We start from the raw sequence: 15,669 nt of genomic DNA on the forward strand, positions 1-15,669 counted from the left end.
AGGAGCAGCCAGACCCGGAACCGGCAAGTAGCTAGTTTTCGAACAACACTGCCTCAAACAGCTTGACGGGTTCCGCCTCGACCGCCACGATCATTCGCTCTGTATCTGCCACGGCAAAGGCAGCACAGGTCGGAGCGACCCCGCTGACCCCCGCTGCAACATACTCGTAGTCCTCAGGGTAAAGATTGGCACCACCGACAATGATCATGTCCTTGAGCCGGCCACAGACCACCAGGCCATCGGGCGTGAGGTAGCCGAGATCGCCGGTGCGCAGCCAGCCGTCCCGTAGCACTTCCTCGGTGGACCCAGGGTCCTGCCAGTAGCCTGTCATCACTGACGGGCCACGCACGCAGACCTCACCGACCACGCGTTCTGGCAACTGCGCCCCGCCCTCGTTGATGATCGATAGGTCAACGCCAGGCACCGCATGCCCGCACACGGCTAACGCCCGAGTGCCGGCTGCGTCTCTGGCTGCGGCGGTCGCGATGTCGCCAGGGGCCAGGTTGTCCCGCTGGACGTGGTCCCACAGCATCGGCTTGAAACGGTCGCCCATAGACACCGAGAGAGTCGCCTCACCGAGGCCATACATCGGGGTGATGGCCTCCGGCCGCAACCCATAGCGCGCGCCTGTTTCGGTGAAATCCTCAATCACAGCGACCCGGGTCGGCTCGGATCCGTCACCGCATACCCGCATCGCAGATAGGTCCAAGTCGCGAGGGCGCTGACGCATGCTGCGAGCCGCCAACCCATAGGCGAAGTTCGGCGTCACCGTGCTGGTCGCCCGATAACGCGACATTGCGTCCAGCCAGGAGTCCGGCGCGGCCAGAAACGCCTCCGGTGACTGGAGAACCATCCTGATGCCAGACGCGATGCCGGAGAGCACCGCGATGAGACCTAGATCGTGGTAAAGCGGAGCCCAGCTCAGGTGCACGCTGTGCTCGCCTTCGACCAGCAGGCGCTCACAGCACACGACCACGTTGGTGAGCATCTGCCGATGGGTGAGCGCGACCGCCTTGGCCGGCCCAGTGGTCCCAGAGGTGAACTGCAGATAGGCCAAATCATCGGGCTGCGTGAAGATGGCCGGCGCAGCGTCATCGCGTCCGGCGACCAGATCCCCACAGGTGACCACCGGTCGATTGATACCGACGCGTTTTTCGACAAAGCCGCCGAACGAGTCGGCGACCACCACGTACCGCGCATCCACGTGATCTAGCCGCCGACGCACATCCGCCATGATGTGGGTGAGGTCAGAAAGTCGGTGCGGTGGCGCCAGTATCACCGGCACAGCGCCCGCCCGCCAAACGCCGAACAGGCAAAGCAGGAACCGGGCACTGGTCGACGACACAAGGGCAACCCGGTCGCCTTGGCACACCCCCAGCCTGGCCAGGCGGGTCGCCACTCGACGGGCCGAGGCAGCCAGCAGCGAATAGGGTAGCGGGGTCTCTCTCAGCTCGCTGTCCACTAGCATGATCCCGCGCCGGCCAACGGCGGCCAGCTCCACGATCTCTGGCACGGTCGCGGCGCCGAACAGATCCTCGGGACGCGTATAGTCCGTCATCACAGCTCTTCGATCAGCCTGGCCAGCTCGACGGCGAACCGTTCGTCGAGTGAGCGAATGGTCGTTTCGGCGTGCAGGTTCGTGCTGTAGGTCCAGTTGAGCCACAAATCTCCATCCACGACCAGCGCGGTGAGGTCCAGCGTCCGGGGCCGGCTGGCGGACTCACTGCGGTGGTAGCCGAAGGAGTCGATCACTGGATATGCGTCCTCGGTGAAATACTCACTCACATCTCCCCAGAAGTTGAATCCGACATCCGGGGCTGGCGTCCTGGCCAGCCGCGCCCTGATTCTCGGATCGGGATGCAGGTAGCGAAGAACTCCGAAGCCGGTACCCCGCTGCGGGATGGCCGCCAATTGGGCGCACACCGGGGCCAGACCGTCGGCACGCAGCAGTGCTGGCGACAAGGTGGACAGCCTGGCAACCGTACGTGCCACGTCCAGCTCGCCGTAGGCCCGTTCCCGACCGTGGCCCTCCAGTTCGACCAGCACCTCCTTCCGGCCGGTCCAGGCTGTCAGCGCGTGTACGAGCGCGGCAACCAGCACATCGCGGATCTCGACTCCATGTTCGCGTGGCAACTGGACGACCACGGCATGAGCGAGATCTCCGGTAATTCGCGAGAAATGACGGGCTGCCGACGCCTGGGTGTTCTCGCCGAGCCTAAAATCGACAGGAAGCGGAGCCTGGGAAACGGCCGCAATGGTCTCCCAATAGGGTAGTTCGGCCACAACTTCGGAGCTCGCCGCATACGCATCAAGTGCGTCAAGACAGGCGGGCAGTGATGCCGTCCTAGGCGGCAACTGCGGCAAATCACCAGCCTCGAGCGCGAAGTAGGCTGATCTGAGGTCCTCGTAGAAGACCCGTGACGAGTAGTAGTCCATCACCAGCCAGTGCGCGCTAATCAGCAGCCGGGGCGCACGATTTTGTCCGAGATCGAAATAGGTCAACCGGACTACCGGGCCATCTGCAAGGTTAAGACTTCCGTTACGTGCCGCGACCTGGACGCTGATCTGCCATTCGAGGTCATCGTCGAGAGTGTCGACCAGTGACACCACAGTCACTGGGTCCGGCTGGACGGACTCGATGTCTACGATCTCGGCCTGCCAGCCGCCGGGATGACGCCGGAAGCGGGTACGTAGGGCCTCGTGATGGACCATCACTAGCCGCGCCGCCCGCTCGAGTAGATCGGGGTCCAAAGGCTGGTTTAATACGAACATGGGCCACATACCGTTCCAGTGGCTCGGCTGGGCGAAGTCGCGCTCGAAGAACCAGCGCTGGCTTGGGCTCAGCCGCACGGATCCAGTGACCGCTGCCCGTGTCGGACCGGGATCCGGTTGGGTGCGGGCGATCCTCGCCTGCTCAGCCACTGTGGGACATCGGTGGAACTCAGCCGCGGTCAGGAAGAGCCCCCGTTCGGCAGCCTTGGCCACCGCGCGCATTCCGAGCAGCGAATCTCCACCCAGGGCGAAGAAGTTGTCGTTCCGACCAACCTGACTCACACGGAGAACTTCCCGCCAGGCCGCCGCCATTGCATGTTCCGCGGGTGTGGATGGCGGCTCTGTAATCTCGGAGGACTGCGGCGGTGAGGGCAGCGCAGAGCGGTCGACCTTGCCGTTCGAGGTGAGCGGTAGACGGGCCAGAGGAATGATCGTCGCAGGTAGCATATAGGCGGGAAGACGACCTGCCAAAAAGGCCGACAGCTGGGTTGTGTCAACCTCCCCGGTTGGCACGACGTATGCGATCAAGTGTTTAGGGCCCATGGTGGGTCCGGATGCGACGGCGACCGCGGTACTCACCGCGTCGTGTTCGGCGAGTACCGCCTCGATCTCGCCCAACTCGATCCGGTGACCACCGACCTTCACCTGAGTGTCCTGTCGGCCGAGGAACTCGATGCTGCCATCCGGGTGGTAGCGGCCAACATCGCCAGTCCGGTACAGGCGTTCGCCGGTGGCCGGATGGAAGAGGAAAGACTCCGCCGTCAGCTGCGGCTGCGACCAATACCCTTCGGCCAGGCCGGCCCCGCCGATGAACAGCTCCCCGGGAACGAGATCTGGCCGGGGTTCCAACCTCGGGTCGAGCACGTGGAAGGTCTGGTTGCGGAGCGGAGTGCCGTAAGGGATGCTGCGCCACATCGGGTCGACGCGGGCAATCGGATGCCAGATCGACCAGATAGATGCCTCTGTCGCCCCGCCGAGGCTGTACAGCTCCGGATCTCCTGCGCTCACGGCCCGTACCCTGGCGGGCAAAGACAGCGGTATCCAGTCGCCGCTGAGCAGGACCGCGCGTAGCTCCGAGGGAAGTGTGGTCTTGTTCCTCTCGATGTCTTCGATCAAGAGTTCCAATAGCGCGGGCACCGTGTTCCACAGGGTGACCTGGTGCTCGCGAACCATTTGGGCCAGTCGGCCAGGGTCTCGGATATCTTCCGCGCCGGGCAGGACCACAGCGCCACCGGCACCCAGTACGCCGAATACGTCGAACACGGAAAGGTCGAAGCTCAGGGAAGACACACCGAGAATCCGGTCCTGCGGGCCAACCGAGAACCGCTCAGTAACATCAGCGAGCGTATTCACGGCGCCACGGTGAGTAATCATCACCCCTTTTGGTCGCCCGGTCGATCCTGAAGTAAAGATGACGTAGGCCAGGTCGTCGATGCCGGTGGTCGGCGCGTCAACGGGACCATCCGGTATATCCGGCCAGGGCTGGGATTCGACGACGAGATGCCGGTCACCGCCAGGTGGCGTCAGACCGGGCTGGGTCAGTACCGTGTTGACCTCGGCCGTGGTCAACAGTTCTGCAATCCGATCCGTCGGGAGGCCTGCGTCCACCGGTAGGTAGGCGGCGCCGGCTCGGGTGATACCCAGCGCAGCGACCACCTGTTCCCAGCCTTTGTGCATCACGATGGCGACTAGCTCGTTTCGGGCGGCCCCAAACCCGCGTAGCCGGTGGGCCACCTGGTTGGCACGCCGGTCCAGCTCCCGGAAGCTCAGCGCGCGGTCGGCAGTGACCACGGCCGGCGCGTCACCGCGAGCAGAGACTTGGCGGTCGACACCGGCGTGAATCAACTCGTGGGGCAACGGGCCAGTGGTGCTGTTCACCTCCACCCGCACGTCGAGCTGGCGCAGTGGAACCGGAACGGGGACCGCAGCGTGCGCCTGGCTATCGTCCTCGCTGATGCGATTCAGCAAACCGACGTAGCCCGCGAACATGTCGTCGATCATCCCGCTGGGGAACGACTCGTCCACCGCGTCCCAGCTGACTACCAGGTCACCACCGTGGATGAGAACCTGATTGTCGAGGAACACTTGGGGTGTCTGGGAAACAGCGTATCCAGTCTGGAAGACCACCCCCTCCAGCGAACCGAGACCGTCCGGCTCATGCAGCAGGCCGGTGAAAACTACAGGCATCCTGGCCTGCGTGCCGTCGCCCTGCCGGGCCAGTTCGCGCTGCATTGCGACCCCACCGAACGCGCTGTGGGCCAGGTCAGTGCGCAGCTGCGCCTGCATCTCCGTGGCGGTGCTGGCTAGATCACGAGTGTCGGAGAGGTCGCACTCCAGCAGGACGGTGCTGGTGAAGTCGCCGATAAGCCGAGAGATGTCGGGATGCCACCCCGGCCGCTCGGAGAGCGTGACGTTTAGTGTGAAGTGCGCGGAGGCGCTCCACACACGCAGCACCTCGGCGTAGGCGGCGCAGAGCAGCACCGACGGGGTCACGGCCATCGCCTGGGCGCATCTGCGCAGTCGCTGGTAGCGGTGTTCAGGCAGCCGAGCCTGGCGACGCACGAACTCTGCTGGCCGACTATGTGGGCTCTTCGAAGTTAGGCGGGCTTGAGGCATCCGCGGGCTCGGCGGGTGGTCGCGCAGCGTGTTCGTAGGCGCTGGTTGGTGGGGTTGCGGTATCCGTAGGCGTTGCGGGCGTCGAGTTTGACGACGCGGTTGTAGCCCTCGCTGGCGGCGTTGGTGATCGTGGTGTGGAGGAACGTTTCGATGCAGGTCCACCAGGTGCTGACGGTGGTGGCGAGGCGTTCGAGCTCGGGGACGTCGGCGTCGGCGCACCAAGTGTAGAACCTCGTGAGCCGGTGGGAGATCACGGTGCGGTCGGGGTGGGTGCCGGCGAGAGCGAGCAGTGCGCGGAGCTCTTCCTTGGCGATCCACGCCGACAGGATCGTCAGGCCGGGTTCGTCGAGGTCGAGCAGGGTGTTCCACAGTTTCGTGAGCGCTTTCGGGGTGAGGTCCTCCCGGTTACGGCGCAGCAGGTTACGGATCTTCCATTCGGGGTCGCTGTCGCGGCCGCGTCGGCCTCGGGTCGTGGTGGTGACGCGGCGGCGGACCTCCGCGACGGTGTCGTTCGCGAGCTTGACGATGTGGAAGTGGTCGACGACCAGCTCGGCGTGGGGCAGGTAGCGGCGGACCGCGGAGACGAACACGGTGCACATGTCGATCGCCACATAGCGGACCCGGTCACGCCAGGCCGGCGGTTGGCTGGCCAGCCAGTAGGCGACGTCGTCGCCGGTGCGGCCCTCGACCTGGCCGAGCATCCCCTGCCCGCCACCGACGTCGGTGAACCCGACGTGCCAACGGTCGGCCAGCACCCGGGCCCTCGCCGGTTCGGCACCCGCCGGTGTGGACGGCGGTGGCGTGACCGGGCCCGGCGGGGCGGGTTCGGACGTCGGGCCCGGCGTCGGCGGCGTGGCGTCGGGAGGGCGCCATCGCGGCCGGCCGCGGCGAACCTCGTCGATCCCGAGCACCTCCACCGGCGCCACCGCGCCGCTGGTCAACGACCCGGCCCGCTCGCGTACCGCGTCCATCACCGTCGGCCAGGACAGCCCCAGCTGTCGGCCAGCGGCCACCACCGTGGCGCACGTCCCGTCGACCACCCGGTCGGCGGCCTCCCGCCGTACCCGGGACGTCAGGCGGGCCCGGGCCGCCACCACCGGCAGCGACTCGGTGAACGACCCCCGCCCGCACAACGGCTCCCGGCAGTACCAGCGGCGCTTGACCCACACCAGTTGCAGCCCGCCAGACCCGCACGGCAGATCCCGCGGCCGGGTGCGCACCACGCCCTTCACCCGCCCCGAGAACACCCCGCAGCCCGGACACGCCCGCGCCGCCTCGTCCGCGGTCACCAGCCACGCCACCCGTGACCCGTCGGCCAACCGCTCGACCCGCTCCACCGCCATCCCGTCGAGGTCCAGCAACAACGTCGCGTCACTCGTATGATCGTCCAAGCCCGTAACCCCACGGTGTCCTGATTGCGTCAGAACAACCAAGATCACCAGGGGTTGCGGGTCTTTTCACGCCACGACACGCCAGCGTCCTACACCCAAGCCACACCAGACCAGCATCACGCACAGCCACCAAGCCGGACGCGAGCCCCACACCTCACCCCGGTTAACTTCGAAGACCCGAAATCATAGCTGTACTTGAGAGTTTTGAACTGGGCTTCCGAAAACGGATTGTCGTTCGACGTCCGCGGCCGTGAATGGGACCGGTGGACACCCAGGTCGACGAGGAGTTCCGACACCTGCTTCGAGACCATCGCTCCACCACGATCCGCGTGGATCGATCGGGGAGCCGACCCGTTCCGGTGTACCGCCTCCTCCAGGAAATCCTTCGCGACCACCGCATCCTCGGCGGCAGCGACAAGCCAGCCGGTCACATACCGGGAGTAGATGTCGATGATGACGTAAAGCTTGTACCAGACTCCTTTCTCGGGTCCTTTCAACGCGGTGATGTCCCACGACCAGACCTGTGACGGTCCGGTCGCGGACAGCTCGGGACGGACCCGCGGTGGATGGGTCGCCTGCGCACGGCGTTCCCGGGTCTGGCCCGCCGCCCGGGCGATCCGGTACATCGTCGACAGCGAACACCAGTAGCGGCCAGCATCAAGCTCCCGGGCCCAGACCTGCGGGATCGCGAGATCCTGGTAGCCCGGGCTCGCCAGCACCGCCAGGACCCGCGCCCGTTCGGCGTCGGACAACGCCCCAGGCGGCGGGGTCCGCGCCGGCCACGGCCCATGCACCGGCCCCCGCGGCGCGGCATGACGATAATGCGTCGCCCGGGACCGGCCGACATACGCACACGCCCGCCGCACCGGAACACCCGCGCCGCGAAGCCCATCAAAAGCCTCGTTCAACACCGGGCCTACTGCTGATCGGAGTCCGCTCTCTCGGAGACCTGCTGCAAGAGAGCGCGTGCTTTTCCCATAATATCCAGCGCGGTCTCCGTCGTCGCGAGCCGAGCCTTCAGTCTTTCGTTCTCGCGGCGGAGCTTCTCCAGCTCGACCTGATCCGCCGACTTCCCCGGCTTTCTCTCCGGAGCACGCGCCGGAGAGCCTGCTCTTCCCAGGGCTCCCGCGTCACGCGCCCGGGTCCACTCCACCACATGCGAGGAGAACAATCCCTCCCGCCGCAGGACCGCGCCTTTCTCGCCGTGCGGGGCGTTCTCATACTCCGCGACGATCCGCAGCTTGTACTCCGCGGTGAACACCCGCCGCGACGGACGCGGCGCCGGATCACGCGACGACGGCGACCCGCCGGGATCCTCCCGCGACTCAGACTCCACGAACATCAGGATCTCCGATCACGCCCTCCATAGCCAGCCCCACACCCACATCGGTGTCTCACTCGAGTCTGACAGAGAGGGGGCGGGGTCCGTCTCAGCTCCGCGCTGTCACACACAGACCCCGCGGGGGGTCATAGGAGCGACAGGAAGCGCCAGCCAGACCGGAGCCGGACCCGGATTTACCCAGCGGTACGGCCGGAACCTGGCCCGGTCAGCATCCAGCGCTTCCGATCCCTCACATGTGGCGCCGCCGGTGGGGCGGCGCTCGAAAGGACGAACGTGGCAGCACGTATGAAGAACCCGGCCGCAGTCATCGCCGAGGCCTGGCCGGCGATCGCGGCGCTGAACGCCGCCAGCGAGTCCGCCGACGTGCCGCTGGTGACCCTCGCACTGGTCCACCTGCGGGTGAGCCAGGTCAACGGCTGCAGCGCCTGCGTGGACGCCGGTGTCCGGGACGCGCTCAAGGCCGGCGAGACGCCGGAGCGGCTCGGCGCCGTCGTCGCCTGGCGCGACACCACCTACTTCAACGACGCGGAGCGCGCCGCGCTGGCGCTCGCCGAAGGCGCCACCCGGCTCAGCGACCGTACCGACCCCGTGCCGGACGACGTGTGGAACGAGGCGGTCCGGCACTACGACGACCGGGGCATGGCCTCACTCCTCCTCAAGATCGCCACGACGAACGTCTTCAACCGGCTGAACGCCATCACCAAGCAGACCGCGGGCGCGGGCGCCTGGTAAGCGTCTGTCGACCGGTGAGCGTCACCGCCGGGTAGCCGGCCGGCTACCCGGCGGCGGGCCGCTCGTACCCGATGTGTCCAGGTCGGGGGTGCCACCCGGCACTCCCGACCTGGACACCGTCGGCTATCCGTGTTTGTTCCGGGCGGCAGCCGCCGAGGTCAGGGCGAAGAACAGCCGCGAGTCCGGGTCTGCCTCGGCGTGCCACTGCACCGCCACGGTGAACGGGTAGCCGTCGAGTTCCACGGCTTCGACGACCCCGTCATCAGCGTGCCCGGTGGCCCGCAGACCCGCCCCGAGTTCATCGATCGCCTGATGGTGATGGCAGGGGACGATCACGGTCTCACCGAGAACGGTGGCCAGCAAACTGCCCGGCGCCAGCCTGACCTTCTGTGGCTACGGCGAGATCGCCGGGTTCGGTTCGCACTGCAATGCCTTCCACATGACCGGGCTGCGCGCCGACGGCGTGGAGCTCGCGCAGGCCATCCGCGGCGCGTTGGCGGAGGCGGATCCGTCCACCATCGACTACGTCAACGCCCACGGGTCCGGGACGAGGCAGAACGACCGGCACGAGACGTCCGCGTTCAAGCTCGGGCTCAGGGAGCACGCCTACCGGGTCCCGGTCGGCTCGATCAAGTCGATGATCGGTCACTCGCTCGGCGCGATCGGTTCGCTGGAGATCGCGGCGTCCCTGCTGGCGATGCGGCACAACGTGGTCCCGCCCACCGCCAACCTCGACACGCCCGACCCGGAGTGCGACCTGGACTACGTCTCGCGGGTCGCGCGGGAGTGGCGCACGGACCCGGTTCTCACCGTGGGCAGCGGTTTCGGTGGTTTCCAGAGCGCCATGGTGCTCCGGCAGGCGAACGGGACCGCGCGATGACCGGCAACCCGGTGATCACCGGGATCGGCGTTGCCGCGCCCAACGGTCTCGGCACCGAGGAGTTCTGGGCGGCGACCCGCGCGGGAGTGTCTGGGATCCGGCCGCTCACCCGCTTCGACCCGGCCGGTTACCCCAGCCGGCTGGCGGGTGAGGTCGCCGGCTTCGACGCCGCCGCGCATCTGCCCAGCCGGCTGCTGCCGCAGACGGATCACATGACCCGGCTCGCACTCGTGGCCGCGGAGCAGACCTTCGCGGACGCGGCGGTGGACACGTCCACCGGCGATCCCTACGAACGGGGCGTCGTTACGGCCAGTTCGGTGGGAGGCTTCGAGTTCGGTCAGCGCGAACTCGAAGGCCTTCTCAGGCTTCACCTTGGTTCTCAGTAGCATCGCCGACATCTGCTCAACCTTCCCTGTCACACGGGCCGACTGTCGTCGGTCATGGCTATGACACGCGTCGACCGCGGGAGGAGTGTGACCGGTGGAAGATGCAGAGTGGCTCGCCGCGCGGTTCGAGGAACACCGCGGGCACCTTCGCGCCGTCGCCTACCGCATGCTGGGCTCCCTGCACGAGGCCGATGACGCGGTGCAGGACGCCTGGCTGCGGCTGAACCGGCCCGGGGCCGGTGAGATAGAGAACCTGGGCGGCTGGCTCACCACCGTCGTTGCCCGGATCTGCCTGAACATGCTGCGGGCCCGCCGGGTGCGGACCGAGGATCCGATCGGGGTGTACGTCCCCGACCCGATTGTCGCCCCGGACCCGGTCGGTGGCCCCCAGCAACCCGAACAGCCCGAACAGGAGGCGCTGCTCGCGGAGTCGGTCGGACTCGCCCTGATCATCATCCTCGACACCCTGACGCCCGCCGAGCGGCTCACCTTCGTGCTGCACGACATGTTCGGCCTACCGTTTGACGAGATCGCGCCGATGGTCGACCGCACCCCGACCGCGGCGCGGCAGCTGGCCAGCCGGGCCCGCCGCCGGGTGCGGGAGCTGGGCACATCGACCCCGGACGTCGACCACACCGTCCAGCGCCGGGTCGTCGACGCCTTCTTCGCCGCCGCCCGCGGCGGCGACTTCGACGCCCTCGTCGAGCTGCTGGATCCCGACATCATCCTGCGCGCCGACGGCGGAGTCGGCCGGCCGCAGGCCACGGCGGTGGTCCGCGGGGCACCGGCCGTCGCCCGCAGGGCGCTCATGTTTGCCCAGCCCTCGGCGGCGGTGCGCCCGGCACTGGTCAACGGCGCCGCGGGAGTGGTCATCACCCTCGACGACCAGCCGATCTCGCTGATGGGCTTCACCGTGACCGACGAACGGATCGCCGAGATCTACGCCATCGTCGACCCCGATCGACTCAACTCCCTGGACCTGGCGGCCGTCACACTCGACGGCACGGCGTGAGTGGCCCGGCGCTGTTGCGTTCTGGGGCAGCTGGGCATGCCAGCGGCCTCGATGATCGGTGGTCAGACGGCGGCGGCGAGCTCGGTGAACGCGGCTGCCAGCCGCAGGCGCGGGTCGGTGTCGCCAGCGAGCTCGTAGTGGCCGCGGCGGATGTTCTGCACGAGGGCGTGTCCGGCGCTGACGGTCTGAACGGAGCGGAGACGTTTCAGTCCGCGCATCGGCCGCAGCCGTGCTTTCCACCGGCCGTGGTCGGCTTCGATTCGGTTGTTCTCCCGGGCGGCGTCGGCGTGCCAGGCCTCGGGGAGCAGCTCGTCGAGGATCCGCGGGTAAACCGGGGCCTTGTCGGTGGTGACCTCGCCCGGGCGGCGTCCATGCGTCAACGCTCGAACGAAGAATCGCCGGGTGGCGGCCTGGTCGCGCCGTGCGCTGGCCAGGACGTCGATGACCTGGCCGTGCTGGTCGACCGCCCGGTAGAGGTAGGTCCAGCGGCCGGAGACCTTGACGTAGGTCTCGTCGATGAACCATCTGTCGTCGGGCCGGTGCCGGCACGGCCGGGCCGCGTCGACCAAGAGGGGTGTGAAGCGCTGCACCCACCGGTACACCGTGACGTGATCAATCTCGATGCCCCGCTCGGCGAGGAGCTCCTCGACATCCCGGTAGGACAGCGCGAACCGTAGGTACCACCGTACCGCCAGAACGATCACCTCGGGCGGGAAGCGGAACCCGGCGAACTCCGACGTCGGAGCCGGTGGACGGACATGACGTCGACGCATGATCCGATCATGACTGATCGGCAGCCGCACGATGGCGGACTTCGCCGATGCAACAGCGCCCGTCGCTCTATATTGAGGTGTGAACACAACGGTGCCCCCGGGGGACTACAAGTGGATCCTCGGGTTCTCGATGGTCAATCTTGTGGTGGGCACCGTAGGGTCCGCGGTCGTCCGCCGGCGGTGCGGTGACACGGCGGGGGACACCTTCCAGCGTCGCACCGGCACAGCGATTGCCGGCGTGTTCACCGTGTGGGCGGCAGTGTTCTGGGGATTCATCTGGGCGGCCTTCGGCGCGGGGCTGTTTCTGGTATCGCACCTTGTCGAGCGTTACCGCCGTCAGCGAACACACACGGGGAAGCCGTAGAATCCTGACGCGCATTCGGAGATACTCCGTGACCATCGGGCCGTGGAGGGCCCGCGTTCGGCATCAGCGTGCGCCGTAGACCCATCGGATGACCCGCACCAATAATGATCGCGGCGGGGTGGCGGTCCGCGCACACCCCGTACCCGGATGGTCAACCAGCCGACCGCGGCCGTCGACGGCGTGATTCTGGCGCCGGCCAGCCCGGGGGCAGACTGGGCGCGTATTTCGCGGGGTCGGGCGTTGTGGTGGCGGTTGGTTCAGCGGAAGATTGGTTGGATATTCGGTCGAGCGAGAAGGTGCCCCTGGCCGTAGCAGATTCCGGCGTTCTGGACGGCGGCGAGTTCGGCGGAGGTCTCGATGCCCTCGGCGATGATCGAGCTGTCGATCTCCTGACCGATGTACACCAGCGCGATCGCGGTGGCCCGGCGGACGGGATCGGTGTTGATGCCATGGATCAGGCACCGATCCACCTTGATCACTTCGGGGCGAAGATTGACGAGGCGTTGCAGCCCGGAGTAGCCGGTGCCGATGTCATCGACGGCGATCCTCGCTCCGAGGTTGCGCAGTTCTCGTGCTGCGTGCAGTACTGCCGGGTCCTCGAAATTGCTTTCGTGTTCGGTGATTTCTACGACGAGACGGCTGAGATCGGCATGGGCTGCGCTGGTGATCAACAGGTCGATCAGGCCGCCGACAAGAGTGCTCGGGGACACGTTGACCGCCAGCTGGGCTGATGGGGGACCCCGGCGCAGCACGGGGAGGGCCTTGCGAACGGCGGCCAGTTCCAGCTCGATCCCGAGTCCGACGCTGGCTGCATGGGCGAACCACTGTTCGGGATCGGTAGCGGAGGTGGGAAACCGGGACAGTGCCTCGACTCCGGCGGTGGCACCGGTGCGCAGATCAAAGATGGGCTGATACACGAGGCTGGGGCCGCCGTTGTCAAGAACACGACGGACTGCCTGCCACCTGTGGCTGGAGCGCTCCCACATCTGGTGCAGATCGCGGACCGAAACACCGAGCAGATCGGCGACCATGGTCAGTATCTGGGCGTGTCGGGCGTCCAGATCAGGGCGGGGATCGTGCGCGAGACAGCCGACGGTTCCATAGATCTCGCCGCTGTCGGTGTGGATCGGCGCGACCGCGTACGCGCCGATCCCGAGTGCAGCCACGACTGCCAGCCTGGAGGCAAGAGGATCCATTCGCGTGTCCGGCACGCAGGACGGCCGGGTGGGCGTTGGTTCGCCCTCGGGCCACACGGTGACCGACCCTGGGCCGAGGCCAAAGCCGGCTCCGTCACCGTGGCAGGCCTGCAGAACGCTCCGGTCACCCTCCAGTCGAGACATCCAGGCAAAATCCATCCCCAACTGCCGGCGCAGAACACCGAGCAGGTCCACCACGGCCGTGTCCGGATCCCGAACATCCACGCGCGTTCCCGGAACCGATGGACCGACCATCGCCATCCTCACCACCCCACCATGCTCGGATCCCAGCCAATTCGCACCTCCACTCCATACCCGACAGGCCAGGCTGGGCCCTGTCCGTGATGGTCGAAGCGTGCCCTGGGAGACTGCCGAAAAACGTGAGACCGCGCCGGGATCGCCCGCTTCTGTCGCAATCTGACTGTATGGGATGACCAGATAAAGGATCTTAGGGACTATTTTTCGACAGGCTCCTGAAGTGGCATGGCAGATTTTTATGACAATTGCGGAATTAAACCTGCGGGGCTCCAGAATCCCGATTCGGCCTGTGAGCTGGCCTTTTGCGGTTGATGCGGTCTTCACCGGGAGGTGTCAGGCGGCGTTGCGATACTCGCTGATCAACCCGCCGAGGATACGTGTGCGACGGATGGTGGACTCCGATGTCGGGGCGACCACGGGTGGCGAGTCGGGCGGGTGCTGGCCGAGGGAGCGGTGAGGCCGGTGGGTGTTGAAATGCTCGGCGTAGCTGTCGAGGACCGACGTCAGGTGCCGTTCGGAGACGATCAACAGGCTGTCGGTGCATTCCCGGCGGACGGTGCCGACCCAGCGTTCCGCGATCGCGTTCGCCTGCGGGGCTTGTGGCGGTGTGCGTACCACGTCGATGCCGGCCCCGGTGAAGACAGCGTCGAAGGAAGCCGTGAATTTCGTGTCGCGGTCACGGAGGAGGAACCGGAATCGGTGGCTGCGCTCCTCGAGATTCATCAGCAGGTTCCGTGCCTGCTGGGTGACCCAGGCCGTGGTCGGGTGCTTCGTGATCCCGAGGACATGGACATGGCGGGTGGCGTGTTCGACGACGAAGAACACGTGGATCCGTTGCAGGAACACGGTGTCCACCGTGAAGGAATCGCAGGCCAGCAGGCCGGAGGCCTGGGCGCGCAGGAACGTCCGCCAGGAGGCGTCGGCTCGCCGCGGCGCTGGGTCGACGCCGGCGCGGTGCAGGATCCGCCAGACGGTGGCGACCCCGACCGAGTAGCCCAGCCCGATCAGTTCTCCCTGGATCCGGCGGTGGCCCCAGGTCGGGTTCTCCCGCGCGAGTCGCAGAATCAGCTCGCGGATCTCCCGGTGGACCGGCGGCCGACCGGACGACTTCCGCGGGTAGGTCCATTTGCGTGCGAGGAGCTCACGGTGCCAGCGCAGCACGGTGGTCGGGGTGACGAAAAACGAACCCCACCGAGCCCGGGACAGGGCTGCGAGGATCACCCGATCCGCGGGTTCCAACGTCGGACGGTGGACCTGCCGTCGCAGCACCGCCACCTGGTGTCGCAGGACAAGGAGCTCCACCTCCTTCGCGGTGTCCCCACGCATCCGGAGCAGCATCAGTCCGAGAGCGTTGCGTGTCAGGGCGTAGAGCAGGGACCACACCATGACCATCCAGCCTGCCCGACACGGGGGCCCCGTCCCGCAGGCAAACATGCAGGTCACCGCCCAAATCGGGGTTCTGAAGCCCCACAGCCTCGGCCACTCCTCGCCCGCGATCACCGGTCGGCTGTACGCGCACCTGTTGCGGTCTACCGGGCAGGCGGTCGCGGAGACGGTGGTCAGGGCGGTTCCGCGGCGTGTAATGCGCCCTTCTCACCCACAGTCCACCCACAACGATCATCGCAGTGCGAGCGAGTAGGTAGGAAATGCCAACCATGCAGGTCTTGAACCCGTCTTCGGGTGGGCCGTCAGGGACTCGAACCCTGAACCCGCCGGTTAAAAGCCGGCCGGACGGGCTGTCACAACGTGTCAAGCGCTGCCAAATAGGGTGTTCTACCAGCATGTTTTACGCTGTGTGATGACGAGATGTGTCGCGAAATGACAGGCGTCACCGCGCTGTTCGCGGCCACACCGCGGCCACAATGATCATGAATGGGTGGTGCGGGGGCCCGGGGGGGGGGGGGCGCCCCACGCCCCGCGCGGCGGGGCGCGGGGGGGGGGTGTGGG

At 67.0% G+C, this 15,669-nt stretch carries 12 protein-coding genes and 2 pseudogenes; 5 read left to right on the forward strand and 9 right to left on the reverse strand.

Annotated elements, in window-relative coordinates:
* Positions 1-31: 31 nt before the first annotated feature.
* From MXD61_RS07355 to MXD61_RS07375, 5 genes are all read right to left on the reverse strand, one after another.
* Entirely contained in the window at positions 32-1,558 is a 1,527-nt protein-coding gene (locus MXD61_RS07355; RefSeq protein WP_248812081.1) for an AMP-binding protein, read from the reverse strand.
* Positions 1,558-5,388 carry an amino acid adenylation domain-containing protein gene (locus MXD61_RS07360; protein ID WP_248812082.1) on the reverse strand — a complete coding sequence of 1,277 codons (3,831 nt, stop codon included), beginning with the start codon at positions 5,386-5,388 and terminating at the stop codon, positions 1,558-1,560. The genes MXD61_RS07355 and MXD61_RS07360 overlap by 1 nt, the downstream gene beginning before the upstream one ends.
* Positions 5,370-6,779: a transposase gene (locus MXD61_RS07365; RefSeq protein WP_248812083.1), complete on the reverse strand. Its 1,410-nt coding sequence runs from the start codon at positions 6,777-6,779 to the stop codon at positions 5,370-5,372. The genes MXD61_RS07360 and MXD61_RS07365 overlap by 19 nt, the downstream gene beginning before the upstream one ends.
* 116 nt (positions 6,780-6,895) lie before the next feature.
* Entirely contained in the window at positions 6,896-7,573 is a 678-nt protein-coding gene (locus MXD61_RS07370) for a DDE-type integrase/transposase/recombinase (RefSeq protein ID WP_248812084.1), read from the reverse strand.
* A gap of 122 nt (positions 7,574-7,695) precedes the next feature.
* Positions 7,696-8,121, reverse strand: coding sequence for a hypothetical protein (locus MXD61_RS07375; RefSeq protein WP_248812085.1), 426 nt, complete (start codon positions 8,119-8,121; stop codon positions 7,696-7,698).
* A gap of 273 nt (positions 8,122-8,394) precedes the next feature.
* Between MXD61_RS07375 and MXD61_RS07380 the strand changes: the two genes are divergently transcribed.
* The gene (locus MXD61_RS07380) at positions 8,395-8,853 is read left to right on the forward strand and encodes a carboxymuconolactone decarboxylase family protein (protein WP_163550336.1); all 459 of its coding nucleotides are present in this window, start codon (positions 8,395-8,397) and stop codon (positions 8,851-8,853) included.
* 123 nt (positions 8,854-8,976) lie between these two features.
* Here the strand turns inward: MXD61_RS07380 and MXD61_RS07385 are convergent, their stop codons facing one another.
* A complete protein-coding gene (locus MXD61_RS07385) occupies positions 8,977-9,216 on the reverse strand; it encodes a gamma-glutamyl-gamma-aminobutyrate hydrolase family protein (protein ID WP_248812086.1) in 240 nt (79 codons plus the stop codon).
* Positions 9,217-9,247: 31 nt separating this feature from the next.
* On the opposite strand from MXD61_RS07385, the pseudogene MXD61_RS07390 reads away from it, so the two are divergent.
* From MXD61_RS07390 to sigJ, 3 genes and pseudogenes are all read left to right on the forward strand, one after another.
* Positions 9,248-9,733: pseudogene (locus MXD61_RS07390) on the forward strand (beta-ACP synthase); the annotation flags it as partial.
* Positions 9,730-10,092, forward strand: a pseudogene (locus MXD61_RS07395) (beta-ketoacyl synthase N-terminal-like domain-containing protein); the annotation flags it as partial. The pseudogenes MXD61_RS07390 and MXD61_RS07395, both read left to right, overlap by 4 nt.
* A 121-nt stretch (positions 10,093-10,213) precedes the next feature.
* Positions 10,214-11,131 carry an RNA polymerase sigma factor SigJ gene (gene sigJ, locus MXD61_RS07400; RefSeq protein ID WP_248812088.1) on the forward strand — a complete coding sequence of 306 codons (918 nt, stop codon included), beginning with the start codon at positions 10,214-10,216 and terminating at the stop codon, positions 11,129-11,131.
* Between the two features lie 62 nt (positions 11,132-11,193).
* Here sigJ and MXD61_RS07405 read toward each other — a convergent pair whose 3' ends face one another.
* On the reverse strand, positions 11,194-11,904 hold the full coding sequence (locus MXD61_RS07405; RefSeq protein ID WP_248812089.1) for an IS6 family transposase: 711 nt from the start codon (positions 11,902-11,904) through the stop codon (positions 11,194-11,196).
* 79 nt (positions 11,905-11,983) lie between these two features.
* Here MXD61_RS07405 and MXD61_RS07410 point away from each other — a divergent pair, with 79 nt between their 5' ends.
* Positions 11,984-12,268: a hypothetical protein gene (locus MXD61_RS07410; protein ID WP_248812090.1), complete on the forward strand. Its 285-nt coding sequence runs from the start codon at positions 11,984-11,986 to the stop codon at positions 12,266-12,268.
* A 257-nt stretch (positions 12,269-12,525) separates the two neighbouring features.
* Here MXD61_RS07410 and MXD61_RS07415 read toward each other — a convergent pair whose 3' ends face one another.
* Together MXD61_RS07415 and MXD61_RS07420 are read right to left on the reverse strand one after the other, a co-directional pair.
* Complete coding sequence (locus MXD61_RS07415; RefSeq protein ID WP_248812091.1) at positions 12,526-13,725, reverse strand: EAL domain-containing protein; 1,200 nt, start codon at positions 13,723-13,725, stop codon at positions 12,526-12,528.
* Between the two features lie 330 nt (positions 13,726-14,055).
* Positions 14,056-15,108, reverse strand: coding sequence for an integrase core domain-containing protein (locus MXD61_RS07420; RefSeq protein WP_374628568.1), 1,053 nt, complete (start codon positions 15,106-15,108; stop codon positions 14,056-14,058).
* Between the last annotated feature and the right edge of the window lie 561 nt (positions 15,109-15,669).

The organism is Frankia sp. AgPm24 (genome assembly GCF_023243055.1).
In the GTDB taxonomy this organism is placed as follows: domain Bacteria; phylum Actinomycetota; class Actinomycetes; order Frankiales; family Frankiaceae; genus Frankia; species Frankia umida.